Origin of the sequence: Lacticaseibacillus jixiensis (assembly GCF_042847315.1) — a bacterium.
Lineage (GTDB): Bacteria > Bacillota > Bacilli > Lactobacillales > Lactobacillaceae > Lacticaseibacillus > Lacticaseibacillus jixiensis.
The window spans coordinates 134,267-152,842 of sequence record NZ_BAAFPR010000002.1; the positions used below are offsets into that span (position 1 = coordinate 134,267).

Sequence of the window (18,576 nt, forward strand, 5' to 3'; positions counted from 1 at the left end):
TACCCTTTTGGGCCCCGAACGTCCGGAATTTGCGGTACACTAAAACCAACAAATCCCGAATCCTGTAAGGAGTCTTACGCTAATGAACGCTAAAACCAAACAGATCCTCACCTGGATCATTATCGCTGTGATCGCCTTGATCCTGTTGCCATTCGTTGCCGGCATCCTCAGCTTGATCGTTAAACTGGTGTTGTTCGTCGTGATCGTGGGCGTCTTATATTGGGTCTATCAGAATTACCTCGCCAAACGTTAAGCCGACAAAAGCGCCGTGAAACTGCAATGCAGTTTCACGGCGCTTTTTGTGTGCTTAGACCAGCTTGCCGCTGGCCATTAATTTGGCCACGTCAGGTTGGACATGGGCATATTTCTCAACGGTTTTGTCCCATTCGATGAAGTACATCTTGTACCACAACAAGAAGGTATACAAGACCCAAATCTGGCGGCGGCCGTCAGTCTTCTGATCGAAGTTATCTTGCAGCAGCTGCAAGATCTTCTGTTGGTCAAACAACTCGCTGACCCAATCTTCTTCAAACAACGCCTTCACCACGTTGCAATACTTGGCTTCGCGCAGCCAAGTCTTCACCGGCACTGGAAAGCCCAATTTCGGCCGCTTGGCGAAGTCTTCCGGCAGGTGCTTCTCAGCAGCCTTGCGGAAGGCCCACTTGCTGCCGTTAGGGTTCAACAGCATGCGGCTGGGAATGGTGTTGGCCAATTCCGCCACTTTGCGATCCAAGAACGGCACGCGCAGTTCCAAAGAATGCGCCATGGAGATCTTGTCGGCTTTTTGCAAGATGTCGTTTAACATGAAGTGATGCAAATCAATGTATTGCATCTGCTTGAGGTCTTCTGCCGATTCAACCTTGGCGAAGTCCTTCTGGTAGATGCCATTGACAGTCAAGTCATTCTGGTAATCGGCTTGTAAGATGCCGTTGGCTTGATCGCTGGTAAAAATAGTCGGCTGACTTGGATCGTAAATAAAGGCTTCGCCGACGTAATATTCAGAAGGCTTGGCGGTCCAAGTGTACAAATGCACCTTGCCTGGGAAAGCCGGCAAGTGCTTGATGCCGCGGCCTAAGCTGTAGCGGATCCCGCGCGGCAATTTGTGCAAGGAGTTGGCGAACACGCGGATCACTTGCTTCTTGGTGTGCATGCCGTAGTTAACGTAACCGGCGAATAATTCGTCAGCACCTTCACCAGACAAGGCGACGGTGACTTTCTTGCGCGCCAAGCGGCATAAGTACCAAAGCGGGATCACTGACGGATTGGCATCTGGTTCATCCATATGATATTGCATCTCGGCAAAATCATGGAACGCTTCATCGCCGTCGACAGTTTCAACGTTGAAGTTCAACCCATTCTGTTCAGCCAAACCGCGCGCGACACTGGCTTCATCAAACGGCCCGTTGTCAAAGTTCACCGAGAACACTTCATGCGGCTTCAATACCGTGGTGACATAACTTGAATCGACCCCTTCTGACAAGAAGCTGCCCACCGGCACATCGGCAACGTTGTGCAGCTTGATGGAATCCACCACTTCTTTGTCAATGGCATCGATGGTGTCGGCTTCAGAGCGGTCTTGGTTAAGTTCGTATTTGGCATCCCAATATTCGTGGATGTTCATTTGGTTGTCTTTGAATTCGAACCAATGACCTGCTGGGAAGCGGTAGACGCCTTTGAAGAAGGTTTCGTCTAAGTCGTTGTATTGGTTCATCAGATACGGCTTCAAGGCTTCTTTGTTGAGTTCCTTCTTGAAGTGGGGATGCTTCAAGAACGCCTTGATCTCACTGCCGACAATGAAGGTGTCGCCATTTTGGTAATAATACATGGGTTTGATGCCAAAGAAGTCCCGCGCACCAAACATGGCGTGCTTGTTTTCGTCATAGATCAAGTAAGCAAACATCCCGCGCACGCGATTCAACGTGCCTGCCATGCCCCATTCTTCATAACCGTGCAACAAGACTTCAGTGTCAGCATGGGTCTTGAACACGTGCCCTGCGGCAATCAATTCGTCGCGCAACGGTTGGAAGTTATAGATCTCACCATTGAAGGTGATGACGATGGTGCCATCTTCGTTATAAATCGGCTGACCGCCACCGCCTAAATCGATGATACTCAAGCGGCAAAAGCCAAGCGCGACTTCATCATTAATGTAATGTCCGCCGCCTTCGATATTGGGCCCGCGATGCCGGATCATCTCCATCATCGCTTCGATGGTTGCTTCTTTATCCAGCACCGTCGGGTCATTAAACGCAATAATTCCACACATGTGTGCTATCTCCTCCAGCCATTGCCAGTAACATAAACTGTTATCAGAGTATGGAAAAAAGCCGACAGTGTCAAGCACTCCCGGCTGAGTTTACACAAAGTACAAGAAACAGCAAATGTAAAAAGGCGTCATCCCCGCAAGAAGATGACACCCTAGTACCAAACTGCTAGGCGCTGCCGCTACTTAACCTACTTGTGGCCGTCTAGCCAGTGGTCTACCATAAGTAAGATCACACCGACAAGTAGGGGCGCGATAATCGCTCGATCGAAAGTTGACATGTTTACCACCACCTTTTGGCGCGGTATCGCGTTCGCAAGGCGCTTGCGGACGACATAACGCACCAAAGGGAAAGGCTGGCAGTTGCCCGGAACGTCTAGCGGTGTTAAACTAAAGTCAGATTGAAAGCTGGCATGTTGCCACATTCCGCACAGTCCGCAAGCTGTGCGGCTTTTTTTGCGCTCAGATACTGCATGCATTAACTGCAACAAAAATAGCGGTACCACAAGCTTGAATAAGCTTCATGACACCGCTAATGTTTCACACTCTGGATCCGACGTGACTTGAACACGCGACCTCCTGCATGCCATGCAGGCGTTCTCCCAACTGAACTACGGACCCGGGATGATCTATTTAATTGTTAACAATGGATCCGAAGAGATTCGAACTCTCGACCTCTGCCATGCGAAGGCAGCGCTCTCCCAGCTGAGCTACGGACCCAAAACACAAAGTTAATTGTATCGAGGCCTATGCCAGTTGTAAAGGCTTTTTTTCAGCCGGATTCGTCCATCGCCAAGATCGAACGGTTTCGCGATCGGATCGCCACTCCGTTTCCGACATTTAAACCAATACTTTAATTGTGAATGCAGCGTGATTACTGATCACTAGCTACTGAATTTATCGCTAACATCCATCTATGATCTCTTAGATTTGGTTTACTGCACGATCTACTATCCTGATTCGACTGCTGTAGGCCGGGGTGGTGCGCAGGCGCGTGGTGCGGCAAGCCGGTCAGGCCGTGAAACGATCAGCACAGTAAGACAAGCGGGCTGTACTTGGCTTACTGTGCTGATCGCGGCAACTTTTGAGATTTGCAAGGCGAGCGCCAGCGAGCGCAAAGCTCAAAAGTTAGGCGGAAAACGCGCGCTTCTCAGCGCGGTTGCAGCCGGCCGCACCGCCTGCGCCGGCTTGCCGCACCACGCGCCGAAGCAGCACCTGGCCGGGCTTTGCCAGGTCCGCGCCTTATACGACTGTGGGCTTCGTCGAGCTCCGTGGCGCAACGCGGCGTGATATAAGTCGTGACGCCGCTTGGGCCAAGTACGCCCAAACGTCATCCCGCCTTATATCCACCGCTAAGTGCGCGCCACTGCGCTCTGGGGTCTTCGTCGAGCTCCGTGGCGCAACGCGGGTGCGGTTAGCTACGCTATCGAACTCGAGGCAAAGAACGCCTCAAGCCCGATAGCTAGGCTACCCGACCCGCTAAGTGCGCGCCACTGCGCTCTGGGGTACTAAAAGAGACCGCCTGGGGTGGCGGCCTCTCTACTTGGGGTTGGCCGTTTGCTTGGGAGGCTTGCGGCCAGTTCACTTCTGGAGGAGTGAATAGAAAATGGGGTTGGGGTGTGAAACAAGCGGGAACTCATTTCACAACCTTATGGTAACCATCGCCTGTGAAGAAAGTGTGAACACAAGCTTAAGGATTCTTCAAAGCCGCCGCACGCCGCGCCTGCAGCGTAAATACCGCATTCACGCAAAGCAAGCCGATAATCAAACCGATAAACAATACATGATAGCTGGTCGCTTCGATCAACAGCGCGCCGATCAATGGCCCCACCGCGCGGCCGGCACTGGCGATCATTTGCACCACGCCTTGATAGCGCCCGCGCGCATCTGCTGGTGAAAACAGATCCACATAAGTCGACACCCCAGGCAGCGCCAAGATCTCGCCCATGGTCAATACCGCCATGGCCACTAAGAACAACCAATACGCCTGGGCAAAACTCAAGATCACAAAGCTCACCGCAAACAACGAGAAGCCCACCGTTAACCGCGCGCGCAAGTGTTTCAGCAGCCAATCATCCAGCATCGTCAACACTGGTTGGAAACACACGATCAACACGGCATTCAACGTCCACACCAAACTGTAATTGCGCACGTTCATCCCCAAGCTCAACATGAACGCCGAAATATTGGATTGCCACTGCTCATAGGCCACCCAAGTCACAAACAACAAAGCCAACAGCCACAAGACATTGGCGCGCTTGCGGGTGTGCTTGGCTTTGACTGCGGCAGAATTGCGCTTGGCAACGGGTTTGACCACGTTGAATTGCCGCCACGCCACCACGAAGAACAACGCAAACATCGCACAAGCCAACATGAAAATGTACTGGATCCCCAGCGGCAACACGAAACCCACCACCAGCGTGCCGATCACCAAGCCTAAGTTGGCCATGAAATACAACACGTTAAACACATAAGAAGGCTTGCGGCTGGTGGCTAATGTCGCATAAGAATTGATCCCCGTGGCCACCACGCCGTTGCCTAAGCCCAATGCGATCAAGAATAACGGATAAGCCGGCCAGCCATGCCACAGCGTCAAACATAACGTTGCCACCACGTTAATACCGATTCCGCCTAGAATCGTCGGATATGGCCGCCAGCGGTCAAACAAGCGCCCGCCGACGTAATTGCCCGTCATCGTCGCCATAGAATTGATGAATAACACGATCCCTGACACCGTTAATGATTCGTGCAGATACTCATGCATGTAAATGGTGGTCAATGGCCAAATAAAACTGATTCCAGTATTGGTGATCAAACTCCCCAGAAATAGCCACTTCAACTGCAAGTGGTCCCGTTGCATAACGCCGCCTCCTTACGCGATTTTGCCAGCCAACAAGCTGCGTTGGCTTCCTCTAGTGTACTAAGCGTCAGCGCTTGAAAACACCTGAATGGGCAATTTCTCATGGAACTTTGGCAAACACTCATCTAATCGAAAGTTTATTTTTGCTTGAATCGTTCGGGAAGCGTTCCCGAATGCCTAGTGTTGCGGTAAACTGGAACTATCAGCAATCATGCAGAGGTGAATCCGATGACAGTAGAATCCAGCTTAAACTACCAACGATCTTTTTTTAATGATTTCGCAGACGCCTGGGCCAAGCGCTCGACGTTTAAATTGTACCAAGGTATCGATAAAACAGCCTCCACTTTACGCCTGGAGGTTTCTGAAACCCCAGGTTATATCTTAGCTTATGACAAAGGTGCCCAAGATGAACTGCGCACTTTCTTGCAGAAGGCTTTCGTCGTGTTCTTGCGCGACCATGTGCCGTTTTTTGAAGTTTCTGACGATGGCCGGGTGTTTTTTGGTGACTGGTACCATCGCCGCCAATTCGGGGTGTTGAGCATTTTTACCCGCACCATTGATCAAACCACCGCCGAAGAGCGCAACATCATGCCGCAGCTTAACGCCTTCGCCCAAGACCCGGATCATTACTTGGACAATCAGCTTGAAGCTTTGCGCAAAGACATCTACCGCGGCGTCAACGACTTGCACAACCAATTAGAAGCCGCCGAAGTCGAAGCACCGGCGCAGCCTACCCGCACGACGACTAGCGGCGGTTCGCTGCGCGGCTTGTTGAAGAACTTCATCGATCCAGACGATGAAGAAGAAGACACGCCAATGCCTAGCCAACCCACTCGGCGCCGCAGCCAAGCGCCAGCAGACTTGAAGCAGCGCTTTGATGCCGCGAAAGCCGCCGCAGACGCAGAATTCGACGCCAAAAAGCGCGCCATGCAAGTGTCTGCTGCGATCACGCGTTACGAATATCAAGCAGTGATCGGCACGTATAGCTCGATCACTCAATTTGAGAACATCCTCGCCAACCTCCAGGATGATTTCATGCGCGCGCTTGAAGTGAAGGAGGAAAACTGATGCTTAACTACCAAGATCCCGCCATTCAAAACATTGTCACCACCGCCTTGTCGGCCAAAGACGCCCGCATCAAAATCACCGAGTCATACGCCGATGCCTTCGCCAAGTTGACCAACTCGGCGATCTTCGCTTCAAACGAAGCGGCCACAGCAGCCTTGACCACCAGTTATACTGCATTGTTGGCTGACAAATTGCATGAAGCGTTGCGCGCCTTACCAAACTTGCATCCGCATGTCGCCGAGCGCTTATGGTTCGCCCCGGAATTGCGTTCCAGCGGCCACAGCCAGATCACGGCATATTTGGCAACTGACAATGAGAATTTGCCATTGTTTGTGATCGATTCACCGCTGTTGGATTCTGCCAGCTTGGTGGCCAAGAACCTGCCGACCCTGTTGCAAGTCACTGCCAAAGACGATACGCCGCTGGCTTTTGACGACAACCAGCTGACGGCTTTGAGCATCTTGACTAAAGGCTTGTATCATGCCGATTACGCCTTCAAAACGGTTGATGAAACGGTGCTGCAACCAGTTGACGGCTTGACGTTCAAGACCAAATACGACAACACCACCAAGCTCACCGCCGCCAAGCATGTTGATGCCGCCGGTGATATCAGTATCAGCTTAGACTTGGCTGATGCCGCAGCGGTTGGCTTCCATGTCTTTGACGATGCTGGTCACGACTGGATGGATCTGGGCACTGACAGCAACGATGGCAAGACCTTTACTTGGGCATCCACCACGATCCCAGAAGAATTGGTTGGCCACGCCTTGACCCTAACCGTAACGGTCCGGGCCGGCGAAATCGCCCCGGCTTTAGACGAATTATTCGTCATTGCTTCCAACCACGCGATCTTAATGCGCCAAGGCAAACAAGCCGGCAGCTACGAATTGGCCTTGCCTAACCATGAGGCACTATCCGTCACCAGCAATGCTGATGATGATACACTCAGTCTGCATTATCCGGATCCAGACGTACAAGTTTTGGAGCTGAATCATCAATATCCGTTCCTAGGCGAATGGTTGAAGGCAGTCCTGCCGCAAAGACGCGCCTTCAATTGATATTCTGAGCAATTGATAGTATTATGATGAGTAATCTATTAGAAAAAAGAGGACTCGTCCTATGGCTAATGAATTTCCACAAGTTTTAACAATTGCAGGGGTCGACTCCGACGGCTCTGCCGGCGCCCAAGCCGACTTGCACAGCTTCTTCATGCGCGGTACATATGGCACTTTGGTGTTGACTTCAGCCGTCGCGGGCAATTCCTATGGTATCCACGACTCGATGGTCATGCCGACGTCCTTCATCGATCATCAATTCGATGACCTCGCCGCTGACTTGCATATTCGCGCTGCCAAAACCGGCATGCTCGCCGACTCCACCACCATCAACACCGTGGTCAAGAATTGGAAGAAATATGATTTCGGCCCCTTGGTGCTTGATCCAGTGATTTCCACCAAGCATGGCAACATGTTGTTGGAAACCGAAGCATTCGATACGCTTAAGCGCGAATTGATCCCGCTGGCTTATGTGATCACGCCCAACTTCTATGAAGCCGAGCACCTCACCGGCTTGAAACTCAATTCTGATGACGCCATCAAACAAGCCGCCCAAGCGATCCACGCCATGGGTGCCAAGAATGTCATGATCAAAGGCCGCCATGATTCTGATGAACAAACCACGGTGCGCGATTACATCCTGCTTGAAGACGGCAAAGAATTCTGGCTGGAGGGCCCCTACTTCCCAACCACGCGCAAGAACGGCACCGGCGACAGCTTAAGCGCGGTGATCACCGCAGAACTTGCCAAAGGCCAAGATATTGAATCGGCAATCCGCATTGCCAAAGCCTTCGTGGATAACGCGATTGAACATTCGATTCCAGTTGGCCATAAATTCGGCCCGATCAACCACTGGGCCAATGAGCTGGTAGAACCGAAATACTGATCATTTTCGCAATATAATAGCCTCAAGCGGCGTGATTAGCCGCTTGAGGCTATATTTGCGTGACTAATGCTTATGCGCATTGACCAATTCCATCACAGCCATCACCAGCATCAATGCCCCGGTGACTTGAAACAACACCAACACCGCATGAAACGGGTTGAGTAACAATACTGCACCAGCCACGATCACTAAGATCCCATACAAGATCTGCGGCAAGGGGCTGACGTTGATGAAACGCTGATCAGCTCGAGCTTTGCGGATCTTGTCAATGCCATATAAGATCACCAAGATCCCAATCAGCGCCGGCAGCATGCTGATCACCGGCTTCAACAAAAGTGCCACCAGTAATGCCGCCACCGCCAAGCTCACGCCGCGCGTCAATGTCCAGCCGCCGTTGCCAGTCGCCTGTTTAGCCTTCAAGCCGTTGATCAAAGCCGGCGCCGCTTCAGCTAACAAGCCGATGACCAAGACCCACTTGATGACACTGTAAACTGTTCCTGGTAAGACGACCCACCACAAGCCGACAACAGCGAGCACTAAGCTGCGCAGCCAAACTGAGCGCAATGCAGACGTGATTTTTGCCATGTTCAACACTCCTTTAGTGCCTCTATCATAACTGCTTTATTGCTGCATTGCGTCGGTCTTGCGGCGGAAATCACCACTGCGTATGGTCCCATAACTCACCATCCAAACGGCCTTGTGCCTGATCGATGCGCTTAGACTGTTCTTTGATGAAGCGCGCCAATTCTTGATAGAAGGCCTGCTGGTCAAATGTTGTCGCTTGGGTTTGCTGGCGCTTAGCTTCTTGCATCAACCATTCGTCATTCATTGTCATCCTCCAATGCCTGTTGCAAACTCACAAGCTGATCTTGCCGCGCTTGCAACGCATCTTTAAGCGGGCCAGCCGGCAGCTGCTGCAGCCACCACGCCGCTTCATCGTTGAAGTGTTGCGGCTGCGGCAGGCTTAAATATTGTTGATACGCCACCAACATTTGGCCGCGCGCTTGCTCATCTAAATAGGCAAATTGCGCAATGACAAAAGGCGGCAGATACTGCATTTGCTGCGTATGTGCCAAGGCGACAAACGGACTTAACAAGGCCTCAAGACTGACGCCAACGCGGCCACCGGCTTGGTAATCTTTCAACGGCCGGCCGAGATTGACGACCACGCCGAATTCCTTATGGGCCAAAAGCGCCAGGTCTTGGTCAGCCAGCCAAGCGGTGAGGCTGGCCGGGGCTTGATACCAAATCAACGGAAACTGAAACAATACCCGATCCGCCGCTTGCAAGTCGGCTGATTGAACGGTTTCAACGGTGCGCCAAGTCGCCTGTGCCAAGCGCGCGCCTTCTTGCAGGAAGGCTTGGGTAGTGGAATCGGCCAGTTGCGGGTGCGCCACGATCACCAATGTATTCAAGCTAACACCTCATTGAGTAATTTCTTCTGCACGGTAGGCAGCGCCAAGTCTTGGATCTGCGCTTGCGGCACCCAGCGTCCGCCGATATCTTTAACGTCAAATTCTGCACACGCTGCAGTCAGGATCGTCAGCTGCCAGCGCCGATGGGTAAAGGTGTGCACGACTTGCTTAAGCCCAGCATCTTGCAAGTTCAACACCTCCCCAGCTACTTGCGCATAGGCTTGGGCCGCAGCCGCAGGCGTCACCTGGGGCAAGTCGGCTTGCGCCACCAGCGGAAACATCCACAAATCCGCCAGCATCCCGTCTTTGGGGCGCTGCACAAATAAATACCCGGCTTCGCTGTGGATCGCCAAAGCGTAATACGGCACCAATACCGGCGGCTTCTTCTTGGTTTTCACTGGGAAATCCAACACACGGCCAGTTTGATACGATTCATCAAATGCCGCCACCGGCGAATGTGCCGGGTCTGGATCTTTGGCCTTCATGTAACTGGCGCCAAGATCCATGATCGCCTGATTGAAGTCCCCTGGCCGCTTCGGGTCGATCACTTGCCGAATCAAATCGTCAAACACTTGGCGGGTCTTAGGCTGTGCGATGTCGTCTGACACGCAAAACAATCGGGCAAACACGCGAAAAGCGTTACCATCGATCGCCGGTTCCACTTCGTTAAAGGCGATGCTGGCAATGGCCCCGGCGGTATAAGGGCCGATCCCTGCCAGCTGCTGCAATTCCTTGGCCGTATGCGGCCATTGGCCTGCATACTCTTGCATCAACTGTTTGGCTGCCTTGTGCAAATTGCGCGCCCGCGAATAATAGCCCAAGCCTTCCCAAGCTTTCATCACCGTTTCTTCTGGTGCCGCGGCTAAATCCGCCACCGTCGGAAACTGCGCGATGAAGCGCTGGTAATAATCGATCACGGTGGCCACTTGCGTTTGTTGCAGCATCAGCTCGCTGACCAACACGTGATAAGGGTCGTGATCCTTGCGCCAAGGCAAATCGCGGCGGTTATGGTCGTACCAATCTAATAATGTCCGGCGAAAGTCCCGGATCTTCTCTTCTGTCCATTGCATATGGCTAGTGTACGGGAATTTTGTGGTAGAATGCAACTATCTTAACGGCGGTCACATTGGATCGTCAGAAAGGACTGCTTATGCGCATTGCCGTATTGCAACACACCCCCAACGAAGGCCCTGGTGCGATCGCTGCTTGGAGTGCTGCTCACCATCATGAAATAACGATTTACCATCCTTATCAATTCAACATCTTGCCGCAAGCTGACGAACTGGATCTGTTAGTGTTGCTAGGCGGGCCAATGAGCCCCAACGACGATTTGCCTTGGATCCATCAAGAACGCGCCTTGATCCAAACTTTGCTGGATGAAGACAAGCCGATGTTTGGCGCCTGCTTTGGTGCGCAACAAATCGCCAAAACGCTGGGCTATCCCGTTGATACCGCCGAAGCCAAAGAAGTCGGCTGGGCCAAGATCTATCGCAAAAGTACGGTGATTCCCAACTTGCCAGAAACGCTGCTGGCTTTGCATTGGCATCAAGAACGCTTTGCCATCCCCGAAGAAGCACAGTGGCTGTTTGCCAGCGACTTGGTAGCCAACCAAGGCTTCGTCATGCGCCATAAGATCGTTGGCTTGCAATGCCACTTAGAGCCCTTAGCCGACAACGTCCGCACCATGGTGGCCAACGACGGCCAATACACCGCCGGCTCCGCCTTACACCAAACCCCTGCTGATATCCTGGCGCAACCGGTGCCTGCCGCAAATCAACAAGCCATCAACGCCATCTTAGACTACATCACCCAAAGCGAAGCAAAGCGGGCCTAGCGGTGGAGATAAGGCGCGATGACGCAAAGGCGTTCTTGGCCTTGGCGGCGTCACGACTTATCTCACGCCGCGTCGCTTTGCGCAGCTCGACGACCAAAGCGAAGCAAAGCGGGCCTAGGGCTGTCTGTAAGGCAAGATGACGTTTGGGCGCTCTTGGCCCAAGCGGCGTCATGACTTACAGATAAGCCCGTCGCTTTGCGCAGCTCGACGACACAAAGCCCGTTACCCCTCAACATAACGCGAGAGGCAGCGGGCTTATTTTCATCAAAGCGGTTCATGGCGCTGCGCTAGCATATACTCGACAAAGCGCTGACTGGCCAATGGCATCGCTGCGCGGTCTTTGAACCCCAAAGCCAGGTCCAACTGTAAAGCGGGGTTCGTTGGCTTCTGCACGATGTCAAAAGGCATGCGGGCCAACACACCAGTCGACAAGATGCTGTAGCCTAAGCCGGCTTCCACCATCCCCATGATCGCGTAATCATCGTGAATTTTAAATTTAATATTGGGCGTGATCCCAACTGCTGCAAACGCGTTGAGCATTTCGGAATAATCACCTTGCTCAACCATGATGTAAGGATCTTGGGCTAATTCTTTCAAGGACACCACTGGCTGATGCGCCAGACGGTGGTGTGGCGGCAACACCGCGCGCATCGCCATTTGGCCAAATGGGATCGTTTCAAGCATCGGCGCAGCTTTAGGTGTCACAATGCCAAAGTCCACCTCGCCAGATTCGATCCACTGACGGTTCAGCGCATAATCGCCTTGATGGAACACGAAGCGTACCTGCGGATAAATCTGCTCAAAGCCGGCGATCAACTTTGGCAACCACTGCCGCGTCACCGAACTGATTGTACCAATGCGAATCACACCGCCGACTAGGCCTTGCACCGCTTCAACTTTAGCTTCAAAAACCTGATACTGTGTCACCATCTGCTTGATCCACGGCAGCAGTTCTTGGCCTTCAGCGGTCAAACGGACCCCGCGGCGGGAGCGGCTCACTAAACGCACACCGCATTCATCTTCCAATGCCTGCACCATTTGGCTGACTGCTGACTGGGTGTAACCCAACACCTGCGCGGCTTGGGTGAAGCTGGCACAATTGACCACTTCCAGAAACACTAAATAGCGATTCATCGTTACATCACCTTTGCTTATATTTGTATTAGCAGAATTCGTTTTTCTAATGTATCGCTCCAGTATACACTAAAGACCAACGAAAGAAGGTCTAACGATGAATAAACAACGGGCGTTCGCCTTGATGGTCGCCGTAGTCGCGGCTTGGGGCGCATCATACATGTGGATGAAAGTGGCATTAGCAGCGGTGTCGCCGTTAATGTTAGTGGGCTTGCGCTTTGGCATCGCGTTTATCGTGACTTGGGCCGTGTTCCCCCATGCCTTGGCCCACCTTGATCGTCAACAGTGGCTAGCCGGTCTCTTGTTAGGCAGCTTGCTGTTTGCCTTATTTGCCAGCGTGATGTTTGGCTTACAAACCACCGCTGCCACCACCGCTGGATTCCTGGTTTCAACCACAGCAATGTTTGTGATGCTGTTTACGGCCATCAGCACCCATCGCCTGCCTAGTGTTACCGCCATGACGGCGACTGGGTTGGTGCTTTTAGGATTATTTCTGCTGGTCACCAATGGCAAGCTGATGATCAGCGGCGGCGCGGCATTGTGCCTGTTGACCGCGGCGCTTTATGCGTTACATATCTTGGCCTCCGGGCAGATCACCAAACACCTGCCAGACACCTTTGCCGTGAGTGTCCTGCAGCTTGGCGTCGCCGGTGGCGAAGGCTTAATCGCTAGTTGGTGTTTTGAAACACCGACTTTGCCGCAAACAATCGATCAGTGGGGTGCAATCATTGCCTTAGGGGTTGTGTGTTCAGCTTTTGGCTTCGTGGCGCAAGTCCATTGCCAACAGCGCTTGAGCCCGACGACAATCAGCATGATTTTCTCACTGGAGCCGCTGTTTGCTGCAGGATTTGGGATGTGGTTATTGCGTGATCAGCTAAGCGGCTTGCAATGGCTTGGCGCCTTGGTGATTTTCTTAGGCGTTTTTGGCCATGAGTGGTTGACTGCGCGCCTGGCTTCATGAACTTTTGAGATCCGTTTGCCACCATGGCAGGCGGATTTTTTTGCAAAATGGCAAGCTCAAATTTGCGATCACTGCCAGCGTTTTGTCACAATGAAGTTAGGAAGAAATTTACTTTCATAAATTAACGAGGTGATGTGCGATGAGAGTCATTGTTGTGTTAGACCAAATCAGAGCCGGGCTAGGCGGCAAAGAGCATGCCGACTTACCATTAGGCGGCAACAAAGCTGCACTAGGCGTGGCCGAACTGCTGGCGCGCCAGTTGCCAAAAGATGCCGTCGTGGCAACTTTCTATTGCGGCCCGGCTTACTATCAAGCCGCTCCTGCCACCGTTGCCGCCAAAATCGACAAAATGGCCGCCCAGCTCGATGCGGATCTGTTGGTGTTGGGGCCGGCTTTTGACGATCCGGCGTTTGCGCAAATGGCTTGTGAACTAGGCGCCGGCAGCCAGCACAAAGCCGTAGTCGCCTTAGCCCAAGAAAACAACGCCGCCACCATCGCCCAATACGCCCAGCAATTGCCGCTGATCCGCCTGCCGAAAAAAGGCGCCACCGGCTTATCCCAAGCCTTGCAAGACCTAGGTCAAGCATGTGTTGATTACGTCGCTGGCCAGCCGATCGACCGCTATTGTTACCCATAAGGAGGGCTCATCATGCAACGTAAACTGGAATCGATTTTAATGCCGATTTCCATCAAACTCGGCAACAACATCGTCTTGCGCTCGTTGCGTGACGGCTTCATGATCGTCACGCCTTTATTGATCGTGACCAGCATCTTCTTGCTGATCGGCAACTTCCCGATCCCAGGCTGGAGCGACTTCTGGACCGGGATCTTAGGCGAAGACTGGAAGACTTGGTTTTCTGCGGTGTCCAATGCGGTGTTTAGTTTCACCGGGATCTTGTCCACCGGCGCCATCGCCTATGCTTATGGCAAAAACCGCGGCTTGCAAGCGATCCACCCGGCTTTTGCCGCGTTAGTCGGTTTCTTGATCGTCACGCCAACGACCATGCTGGTTGGCAAAGAAACCTATGGCGCCGTGCAAACCATGTATCTTGGCGCTAACGGCGTGTTCTTAGGGATCTTTGTGGCCTTGGCCACCGTGGAATTGTATCGCTTCTGCGTACGCCGCGATTGGCGCATCAAGATGCCTGATGGCGTGCCGCCGGCGGTAAGTCAGTCTTTTGACGCGCTGATTCCGACTGCGCTAGTGATCACGTGTTTCTTCTTGGTGCGGATCATCTTTTCCTTATCACCTTTTGAAACCGCTTATAATTTTATCTACACCATGTTGCAAGCGCCGCTGAAGCATGTCGGCAATTCCTTGCCTTCGGTGTTGTTGTATAACTTCTTGGCCAGCTTGCTGTGGGCGTTTGGGATCAATGGCCCGTCGATCACCAACACCGTGTGGTCGCCGATTTTCATGGTGCTGACCCAAGACAACCTTAAGGCCTTCCAAGACGGCATGGCGCTGCCAAACATTTTCACCCAGCCATTCATTGATATCTTCACCACTTATGGTGGCGGCGGCAGCACGTTGTCGTTGTTGATCGTGATGTTTGCGGTGTGCAAGTCCAAGCGCATCCGTGAATTAGGCAAATTGTCGCTGCTGCCAGGGATCTTCGGCATCAATGAGCCGATCATCTTCGGCTTGCCGGTGGTGCTTAATCCGATCATCGCCATTCCCTTCATCTTGGTGCCGACGATCAACACCTTGATTTCAGGGCTGGTGATGAGCTTCGGCTGGGTGCCTTACACCAACGGCGTGATGCTGCCTTGGACCACGCCGCCGCTGATTTCCGGATGGCTGGCGACTGGCAGCTGGACCGGGTCGGTGCTGCAACTGTTTGAAATCGTGCTTGGCGTGGCGATTTATTACCCGTTCATCAAGACGATGGACGATCAATATTTGCGCGAAGAAGCCAGTCAACCAACCGCCGCAGACGAGTTGGACTTCGACGCTTTAGACGTTGATTAACCACCAAAAATCCCGCCAGACACGCCTGGCGGGATTTTTGCGATTAATCATGCAAGATGAAGGCGACTTCTTCTTGCAGCGTCGTTTTCTGAGTTGCGCTTAATTCACGGCGGTTGCCTAACAACAACTCGGTATATAACGGCGTGATCACCAAGGCGATCACCACTTTGGCCAACACCGGCGCTTGTGCTTGGCGATAGCCTAGCGTCGGCATCACCTGCGCCAAAGCCGCTTCAATGCGCTGCTGCAACAAGCTGGTGTATTGCTCCAGCCAACTGGCATTGTGCTTGGACAAAAGCATGCGGTTGCGCACCGTGATCAGAAACGACTGATAATTGTCCTCGCGGGCGAACATCCCCCACACTTGCGCGATCATCGCCACCAAAGTTTCGCTTAATTCCTGGCGCGTGGTTGCCGCAGAGAAGTCGATTGTAACTTCGCCGACGCGTTGGATCAGGCCTTCTTTGACAATAGTGTCTAATATGTCTTGTTTGCCATGCGGAAAATAATAATACAACAAGCCGTCGCTGGTGCCTGCTGCTTGATTCAATGCCTTATTGGTTGTGGCTTCATAGCCTTGCTCGGCAAATAGATCCCGAGCGACATCGATCAAGTGCGCGCGCTGCTGCTCGCCTTTGTGCATGAACTGCGCCTCCTATTAGGCAACGATCCCCACCGTTTGCAGGATCAAGTAAATGTTTAACAACACCAACACCACCGTGGCGAACCAAGAACAGATCCGAATCCAGGTGCGATTGGCGAATTCGCCCATTAAGCGCTTGCTGCTGGTGAAAATAACCAGCGGCACCACTGCAAAAGGCAAAGCGATACTTAAGAACACCTGCGAAAACGTCAGCAGATTCTCGATTTTGGCTTCATTGCCATGGTAGATAAACGCAAAGATCAACACCGGCGTCACCGACAACAGCCGCGTGATCAAGCGCTGCGCCCACATCGGGGCTTTGATGCGCACAAAGCCTTCCATCACCACTTGTCCAGCCAAGGTGCCGGTGATCGTGGAGCTTTGCCCAGAAGACAACAACGCCACCGCAAACAGCATGGATAATACCGGACTGGCAATGGCCCCAACGATCGCCGGGTTGTTCAAGGAAGCAAACAGATCAGCGAAGCGGCCCATGGAAGAATGCGTGCCATAAAACAATGCGGCACCTAAGATCAACAACAGTGAGTTGACGATGAAGGCAATGAACAATTGAATGTTGGAGTCGATGGTGGCAAATTTCACCGCTTGAGCCAATTCTTTGCGATTCTTGCGGTCCACTTTACGCGTTTGTGAAATCGATGAACCCAAGTACAAATCATGCGGCATCACCGTGGCCCCCACGATCCCTAAAGTCAGATACAACATGCCGTGGTTGGTGATGATGCTTGAAGACGGCAAGTAACCGCGAATGATCCCGCCCATATCAGGCTTGGCTAAAAACACTTCATAAGCGAAAACCACTAAGATCACCGCCACCAAAGTCGCCACGATCGCTTCGATCTTCTGAAAGCCCAAGCGCATCAGCAACAATAGCAGCAACACATCTAAAGCGGTGATCATGATCCCCACGATCAAAGGGATCCCAAACAGTAGCTGAATCGCGATCCCAGAACCGATGATTTCCGCAATATCCGTGGCCATGATCGCCAGTTCTGCGATCACCCACAAAATCGTCCCGCCAAGCTTGCCGGTGTGTTCACGCGTCAATTGGGCCAAGTCTTTACCGGTCACGATGCCAAGTTTAGCCGCCATGGCTTGTAACATCATGGCGATCAAACTAGAAATCAGGACCACGGCTAACAGGCGATATTTATATTGCGCGCCGCCGGCAATGGAAGTGATCCAGTTACCTGGATCCATATACCCCACGGCGATCAAGATCCCCGGTCCCGTGAAGGCTCTTAATGTCTTCCAGAATCCCGCATTCTTCGGGACTTCAATGGTGCCATTGACCTCGTCTAAGCTTCTCGTTGGTGCTTCGTTTGCGTTCTTGATCATTATATGACCTCTTTCCTCAGGTTTGGAATTCGGTGTCTCTTGAAAAATTGAGCGCCCACTCAATTTTATTTCCATAGTTCATTCTACGGACTGTACAGCGAAAAGCAAGCACAATCGCTCGATTCTGAGAAAAAATTTAGTCTAGCCAAACAATATGCATTCTGGCATAAGTGCTGATAACAAGGCATAGGCGGCAGTTGACGGCGCTCTCAGTTTTATATTGTTGAGGATGAATTAAACATCTGCAAATCTTATTATCGCGTGTGCTTATTTGTTGATTCCCAAGACTTCCGTGTCTAGGTGACGCACTTTCACAGCAAAGTAACCTTGGCGCCAATTCATTATCAAAACATTGAATAATCATCGTAAATGGTGATTGACTTCGATTTCGTTGATATCTGTGACCAACTGATAGTTGTCCCTGCACTAGCCATATCTTGATCCAGATACGAAGGGCAGGTATTGCGTAGGCGCGCGGTGCGGCAAGCCGGTCAGGCCGTGAAACGATCAGCACAGTGAGACTTGCGGGCTGTGCAAGGCTTGCTGTGCTGATCGCGGCAACTTTTGAGATTTGCAAGGTGAGCCGCAGGCGAGCGCAAAGCTCAAAAGTTAGTCGGAAAACGCGCTTACTTTGCGCGGTTGGAGACGGCCGCACCGCCTGCGCCGACTTGCCGCACCGCGCGCCGGAGCAATACCTGCCCGGGCCTGACCAAAACCGCGCGTTGATCAAGTCCCCGCCTTATACGACTGTGGTCTTCGTCGAGCTGCGTGGCGCAACGCGGGTGCGGTTAGCTACGCTATCGAACTCGAGGCAAAGAACGCCTCAAGCCCGATAGCTAGGCTACCCGACCCGCTAAAAGCGCGCCACTCCGCTCTGGGGACAAAAAAATCCTGCCGCGTAGTTACACGCGACAGGATCTAATCATCCGTAGCTTACCGCTCATTTTCGAGCTTCTCGGCCTCGTGGTCGATTGTAGCAAATCCGGACTCGGTCTTCTTTACAGGATGTTCGGCACGCTTCTTTTCTGCTTCTTGAATCAGTGCCTTGCGTTCTTGCTTACTGAGTTTTGCCATGGTTCTCGCCTCTTATTCATTTGAATTAGAGTTGAGGGGGTAATTGGCTCTC

The 18,576-nt window shown here is 52.4% G+C and carries 19 protein-coding genes and 2 tRNA genes; 8 read left to right on the top strand and 13 right to left on the bottom strand.

The genetic code is table 11. From position 1 onward, the window contains the following. Positions 1 to 82: 82 nt before the first annotated feature. The gene (locus tag ACGG90_RS02030) at positions 83 to 253 is read left to right on the top strand and encodes a hypothetical protein (protein WP_390405201.1); all 171 of its coding nucleotides are present in this window, start codon (positions 83 to 85) and stop codon (positions 251 to 253) included. Between the two features lie 54 nt (positions 254 to 307). On the opposite strand, the gene asnB is transcribed toward ACGG90_RS02030, so the two are convergent. The 5 genes from asnB to ACGG90_RS02055 form a co-directional block, all read right to left on the bottom strand. After that, the gene (gene asnB, locus ACGG90_RS02035; RefSeq protein WP_390405204.1) at positions 308 to 2,266 is read right to left on the bottom strand and encodes an asparagine synthase (glutamine-hydrolyzing); all 1,959 of its coding nucleotides are present in this window, start codon (positions 2,264 to 2,266) and stop codon (positions 308 to 310) included. Between the two features lie 188 nt (positions 2,267 to 2,454). Further along, entirely contained in the window at positions 2,455 to 2,742 is a 288-nt protein-coding gene (locus tag ACGG90_RS02040) for a type I toxin-antitoxin system Fst family toxin (protein WP_390405432.1), read from the bottom strand. A 69-nt stretch (positions 2,743 to 2,811) separates the two neighbouring features. Next, positions 2,812 to 2,884, bottom strand: a tRNA-Ala gene (locus tag ACGG90_RS02045). 26 nt (positions 2,885 to 2,910) lie between these two features. After that, a tRNA-Ala gene (locus ACGG90_RS02050) sits at positions 2,911 to 2,983 on the bottom strand. 970 nt (positions 2,984 to 3,953) lie between these two features. Continuing rightward, a complete protein-coding gene (locus ACGG90_RS02055; RefSeq protein WP_390405207.1) occupies positions 3,954 to 5,123 on the bottom strand; it encodes an MDR family MFS transporter in 1,170 nt (389 codons plus the stop codon). Positions 5,124 to 5,351: 228 nt separating this feature from the next. Here ACGG90_RS02055 and ACGG90_RS02060 point away from each other — a divergent pair, with 228 nt between their 5' ends. The 3 genes from ACGG90_RS02060 (at position 5,352) to thiD (ending at position 8,132) form a co-directional block, all read left to right on the top strand. Continuing rightward, positions 5,352 to 6,191: an SbcC family exonuclease gene (locus tag ACGG90_RS02060; protein WP_390405210.1), complete on the top strand. Its 840-nt coding sequence runs from the start codon at positions 5,352 to 5,354 to the stop codon at positions 6,189 to 6,191. Then, positions 6,191 to 7,249: a hypothetical protein gene (locus ACGG90_RS02065; RefSeq protein WP_390405213.1), complete on the top strand. Its 1,059-nt coding sequence runs from the start codon at positions 6,191 to 6,193 to the stop codon at positions 7,247 to 7,249. Before ACGG90_RS02060 ends, ACGG90_RS02065 begins: the two co-directional genes overlap by 1 nt. A 61-nt stretch (positions 7,250 to 7,310) precedes the next feature. After that, positions 7,311 to 8,132, top strand: coding sequence for a bifunctional hydroxymethylpyrimidine kinase/phosphomethylpyrimidine kinase (gene thiD, locus ACGG90_RS02070; protein ID WP_390405215.1), 822 nt, complete (start codon positions 7,311 to 7,313; stop codon positions 8,130 to 8,132). A 63-nt stretch (positions 8,133 to 8,195) separates the two neighbouring features. On the opposite strand, the gene ACGG90_RS02075 is transcribed toward thiD, so the two are convergent. From ACGG90_RS02075 to mutY, 4 genes are all read right to left on the bottom strand, one after another. Then, positions 8,196 to 8,717, bottom strand: coding sequence for a DUF308 domain-containing protein (locus tag ACGG90_RS02075; protein ID WP_390405217.1), 522 nt, complete (start codon positions 8,715 to 8,717; stop codon positions 8,196 to 8,198). A gap of 70 nt (positions 8,718 to 8,787) precedes the next feature. Further along, entirely contained in the window at positions 8,788 to 8,961 is a 174-nt protein-coding gene (locus tag ACGG90_RS02080) for a hypothetical protein (protein WP_390405220.1), read from the bottom strand. Next, positions 8,954 to 9,547, bottom strand: coding sequence for an NAD(P)H-dependent oxidoreductase (locus tag ACGG90_RS02085; RefSeq protein WP_390405223.1), 594 nt, complete (start codon positions 9,545 to 9,547; stop codon positions 8,954 to 8,956). Before ACGG90_RS02085 ends, ACGG90_RS02080 begins: the two co-directional genes overlap by 8 nt. Further along, a complete protein-coding gene (mutY, locus tag ACGG90_RS02090; RefSeq protein WP_390405226.1) occupies positions 9,544 to 10,617 on the bottom strand; it encodes an A/G-specific adenine glycosylase in 1,074 nt (357 codons plus the stop codon). The genes ACGG90_RS02085 and mutY overlap by 4 nt, the downstream gene beginning before the upstream one ends. An 80-nt stretch (positions 10,618 to 10,697) precedes the next feature. Between mutY and ACGG90_RS02095 the strand changes: the two genes are divergently transcribed. After that, positions 10,698 to 11,381 (top strand): type 1 glutamine amidotransferase, encoded by a 684-nt coding sequence (locus ACGG90_RS02095; RefSeq protein WP_390405229.1) that lies wholly within the window; start codon positions 10,698 to 10,700, stop codon positions 11,379 to 11,381. Between the two features lie 264 nt (positions 11,382 to 11,645). Here ACGG90_RS02095 and ACGG90_RS02100 read toward each other — a convergent pair whose 3' ends face one another. After that, positions 11,646 to 12,515, bottom strand: coding sequence for a LysR family transcriptional regulator (locus ACGG90_RS02100; protein ID WP_390405232.1), 870 nt, complete (start codon positions 12,513 to 12,515; stop codon positions 11,646 to 11,648). Positions 12,516 to 12,612: 97 nt separating this feature from the next. Between ACGG90_RS02100 and ACGG90_RS02105 the strand changes: the two genes are divergently transcribed. The 3 genes from ACGG90_RS02105 to ACGG90_RS02115 all read left to right on the top strand — a co-directional run bounded on the left by ACGG90_RS02105 (position 12,613) and on the right by ACGG90_RS02115 (position 15,448). Beyond that, positions 12,613 to 13,476: a DMT family transporter gene (locus tag ACGG90_RS02105; protein WP_390405235.1), complete on the top strand. Its 864-nt coding sequence runs from the start codon at positions 12,613 to 12,615 to the stop codon at positions 13,474 to 13,476. 139 nt (positions 13,477 to 13,615) lie between these two features. Continuing rightward, on the top strand, positions 13,616 to 14,113 hold the full coding sequence (locus ACGG90_RS02110; RefSeq protein ID WP_390405238.1) for a glycine/sarcosine/betaine reductase selenoprotein B family protein: 498 nt from the start codon (positions 13,616 to 13,618) through the stop codon (positions 14,111 to 14,113). A gap of 12 nt (positions 14,114 to 14,125) precedes the next feature. After that, entirely contained in the window at positions 14,126 to 15,448 is a 1,323-nt protein-coding gene (locus tag ACGG90_RS02115; protein ID WP_390405241.1) for a PTS sugar transporter subunit IIC, read from the top strand. Between the two features lie 43 nt (positions 15,449 to 15,491). Here ACGG90_RS02115 and ACGG90_RS02120 read toward each other — a convergent pair whose 3' ends face one another. From ACGG90_RS02120 to ACGG90_RS02130, 3 genes are all read right to left on the bottom strand, one after another. After that, a complete protein-coding gene (locus tag ACGG90_RS02120) occupies positions 15,492 to 16,091 on the bottom strand; it encodes a TetR/AcrR family transcriptional regulator (RefSeq protein WP_390405244.1) in 600 nt (199 codons plus the stop codon). Between the two features lie 15 nt (positions 16,092 to 16,106). Next, positions 16,107 to 17,450, bottom strand: a complete 1,344-nt coding sequence (locus tag ACGG90_RS02125; protein WP_390405246.1) for an Nramp family divalent metal transporter — start codon at positions 17,448 to 17,450, stop codon at positions 16,107 to 16,109. Positions 17,451 to 18,383: 933 nt separating this feature from the next. After that, entirely contained in the window at positions 18,384 to 18,524 is a 141-nt protein-coding gene (locus tag ACGG90_RS02130) for a hypothetical protein (RefSeq protein ID WP_390405249.1), read from the bottom strand. Between the last annotated feature and the right edge of the window lie 52 nt (positions 18,525 to 18,576).

Coding starts and splice junctions, on each gene's coding strand:
- ACGG90_RS02110 (WP_390405238.1), top strand. CDS start 13,616: ATGAGAGTCATTGTTGTGTTAGACCAAATCAGAGCCGGGCTAGGCGGC.
- ACGG90_RS02055 (WP_390405207.1), bottom strand. CDS start 5,123: ATGCAACGGGACCACTTGCAGTTGAAGTGGCTATTTCTGGGGAGTTTG.
- thiD (WP_390405215.1), top strand. CDS start 7,311: ATGGCTAATGAATTTCCACAAGTTTTAACAATTGCAGGGGTCGACTCC.
- ACGG90_RS02065 (WP_390405213.1), top strand. CDS start 6,191: ATGCTTAACTACCAAGATCCCGCCATTCAAAACATTGTCACCACCGCC.
- ACGG90_RS02030 (WP_390405201.1), top strand. CDS start 83: ATGAACGCTAAAACCAAACAGATCCTCACCTGGATCATTATCGCTGTG.
- ACGG90_RS02105 (WP_390405235.1), top strand. CDS start 12,613: ATGAATAAACAACGGGCGTTCGCCTTGATGGTCGCCGTAGTCGCGGCT.
- ACGG90_RS02080 (WP_390405220.1), bottom strand. CDS start 8,961: ATGAATGACGAATGGTTGATGCAAGAAGCTAAGCGCCAGCAAACCCAA.
- ACGG90_RS02130 (WP_390405249.1), bottom strand. CDS start 18,524: ATGGCAAAACTCAGTAAGCAAGAACGCAAGGCACTGATTCAAGAAGCA.
- ACGG90_RS02115 (WP_390405241.1), top strand. CDS start 14,126: ATGCAACGTAAACTGGAATCGATTTTAATGCCGATTTCCATCAAACTC.
- asnB (WP_390405204.1), bottom strand. CDS start 2,266: ATGTGTGGAATTATTGCGTTTAATGACCCGACGGTGCTGGATAAAGAA.
- ACGG90_RS02120 (WP_390405244.1), bottom strand. CDS start 16,091: ATGCACAAAGGCGAGCAGCAGCGCGCGCACTTGATCGATGTCGCTCGG.
- ACGG90_RS02060 (WP_390405210.1), top strand. CDS start 5,352: ATGACAGTAGAATCCAGCTTAAACTACCAACGATCTTTTTTTAATGAT.
- ACGG90_RS02125 (WP_390405246.1), bottom strand. CDS start 17,450: ATGATCAAGAACGCAAACGAAGCACCAACGAGAAGCTTAGACGAGGTC.
- ACGG90_RS02040 (WP_390405432.1), bottom strand. CDS start 2,742: ATGCATGCAGTATCTGAGCGCAAAAAAAGCCGCACAGCTTGCGGACTG.
- ACGG90_RS02075 (WP_390405217.1), bottom strand. CDS start 8,717: ATGGCAAAAATCACGTCTGCATTGCGCTCAGTTTGGCTGCGCAGCTTA.
- ACGG90_RS02095 (WP_390405229.1), top strand. CDS start 10,698: ATGCGCATTGCCGTATTGCAACACACCCCCAACGAAGGCCCTGGTGCG.
- mutY (WP_390405226.1), bottom strand. CDS start 10,617: ATGCAATGGACAGAAGAGAAGATCCGGGACTTTCGCCGGACATTATTA.
- ACGG90_RS02100 (WP_390405232.1), bottom strand. CDS start 12,515: ATGAATCGCTATTTAGTGTTTCTGGAAGTGGTCAATTGTGCCAGCTTC.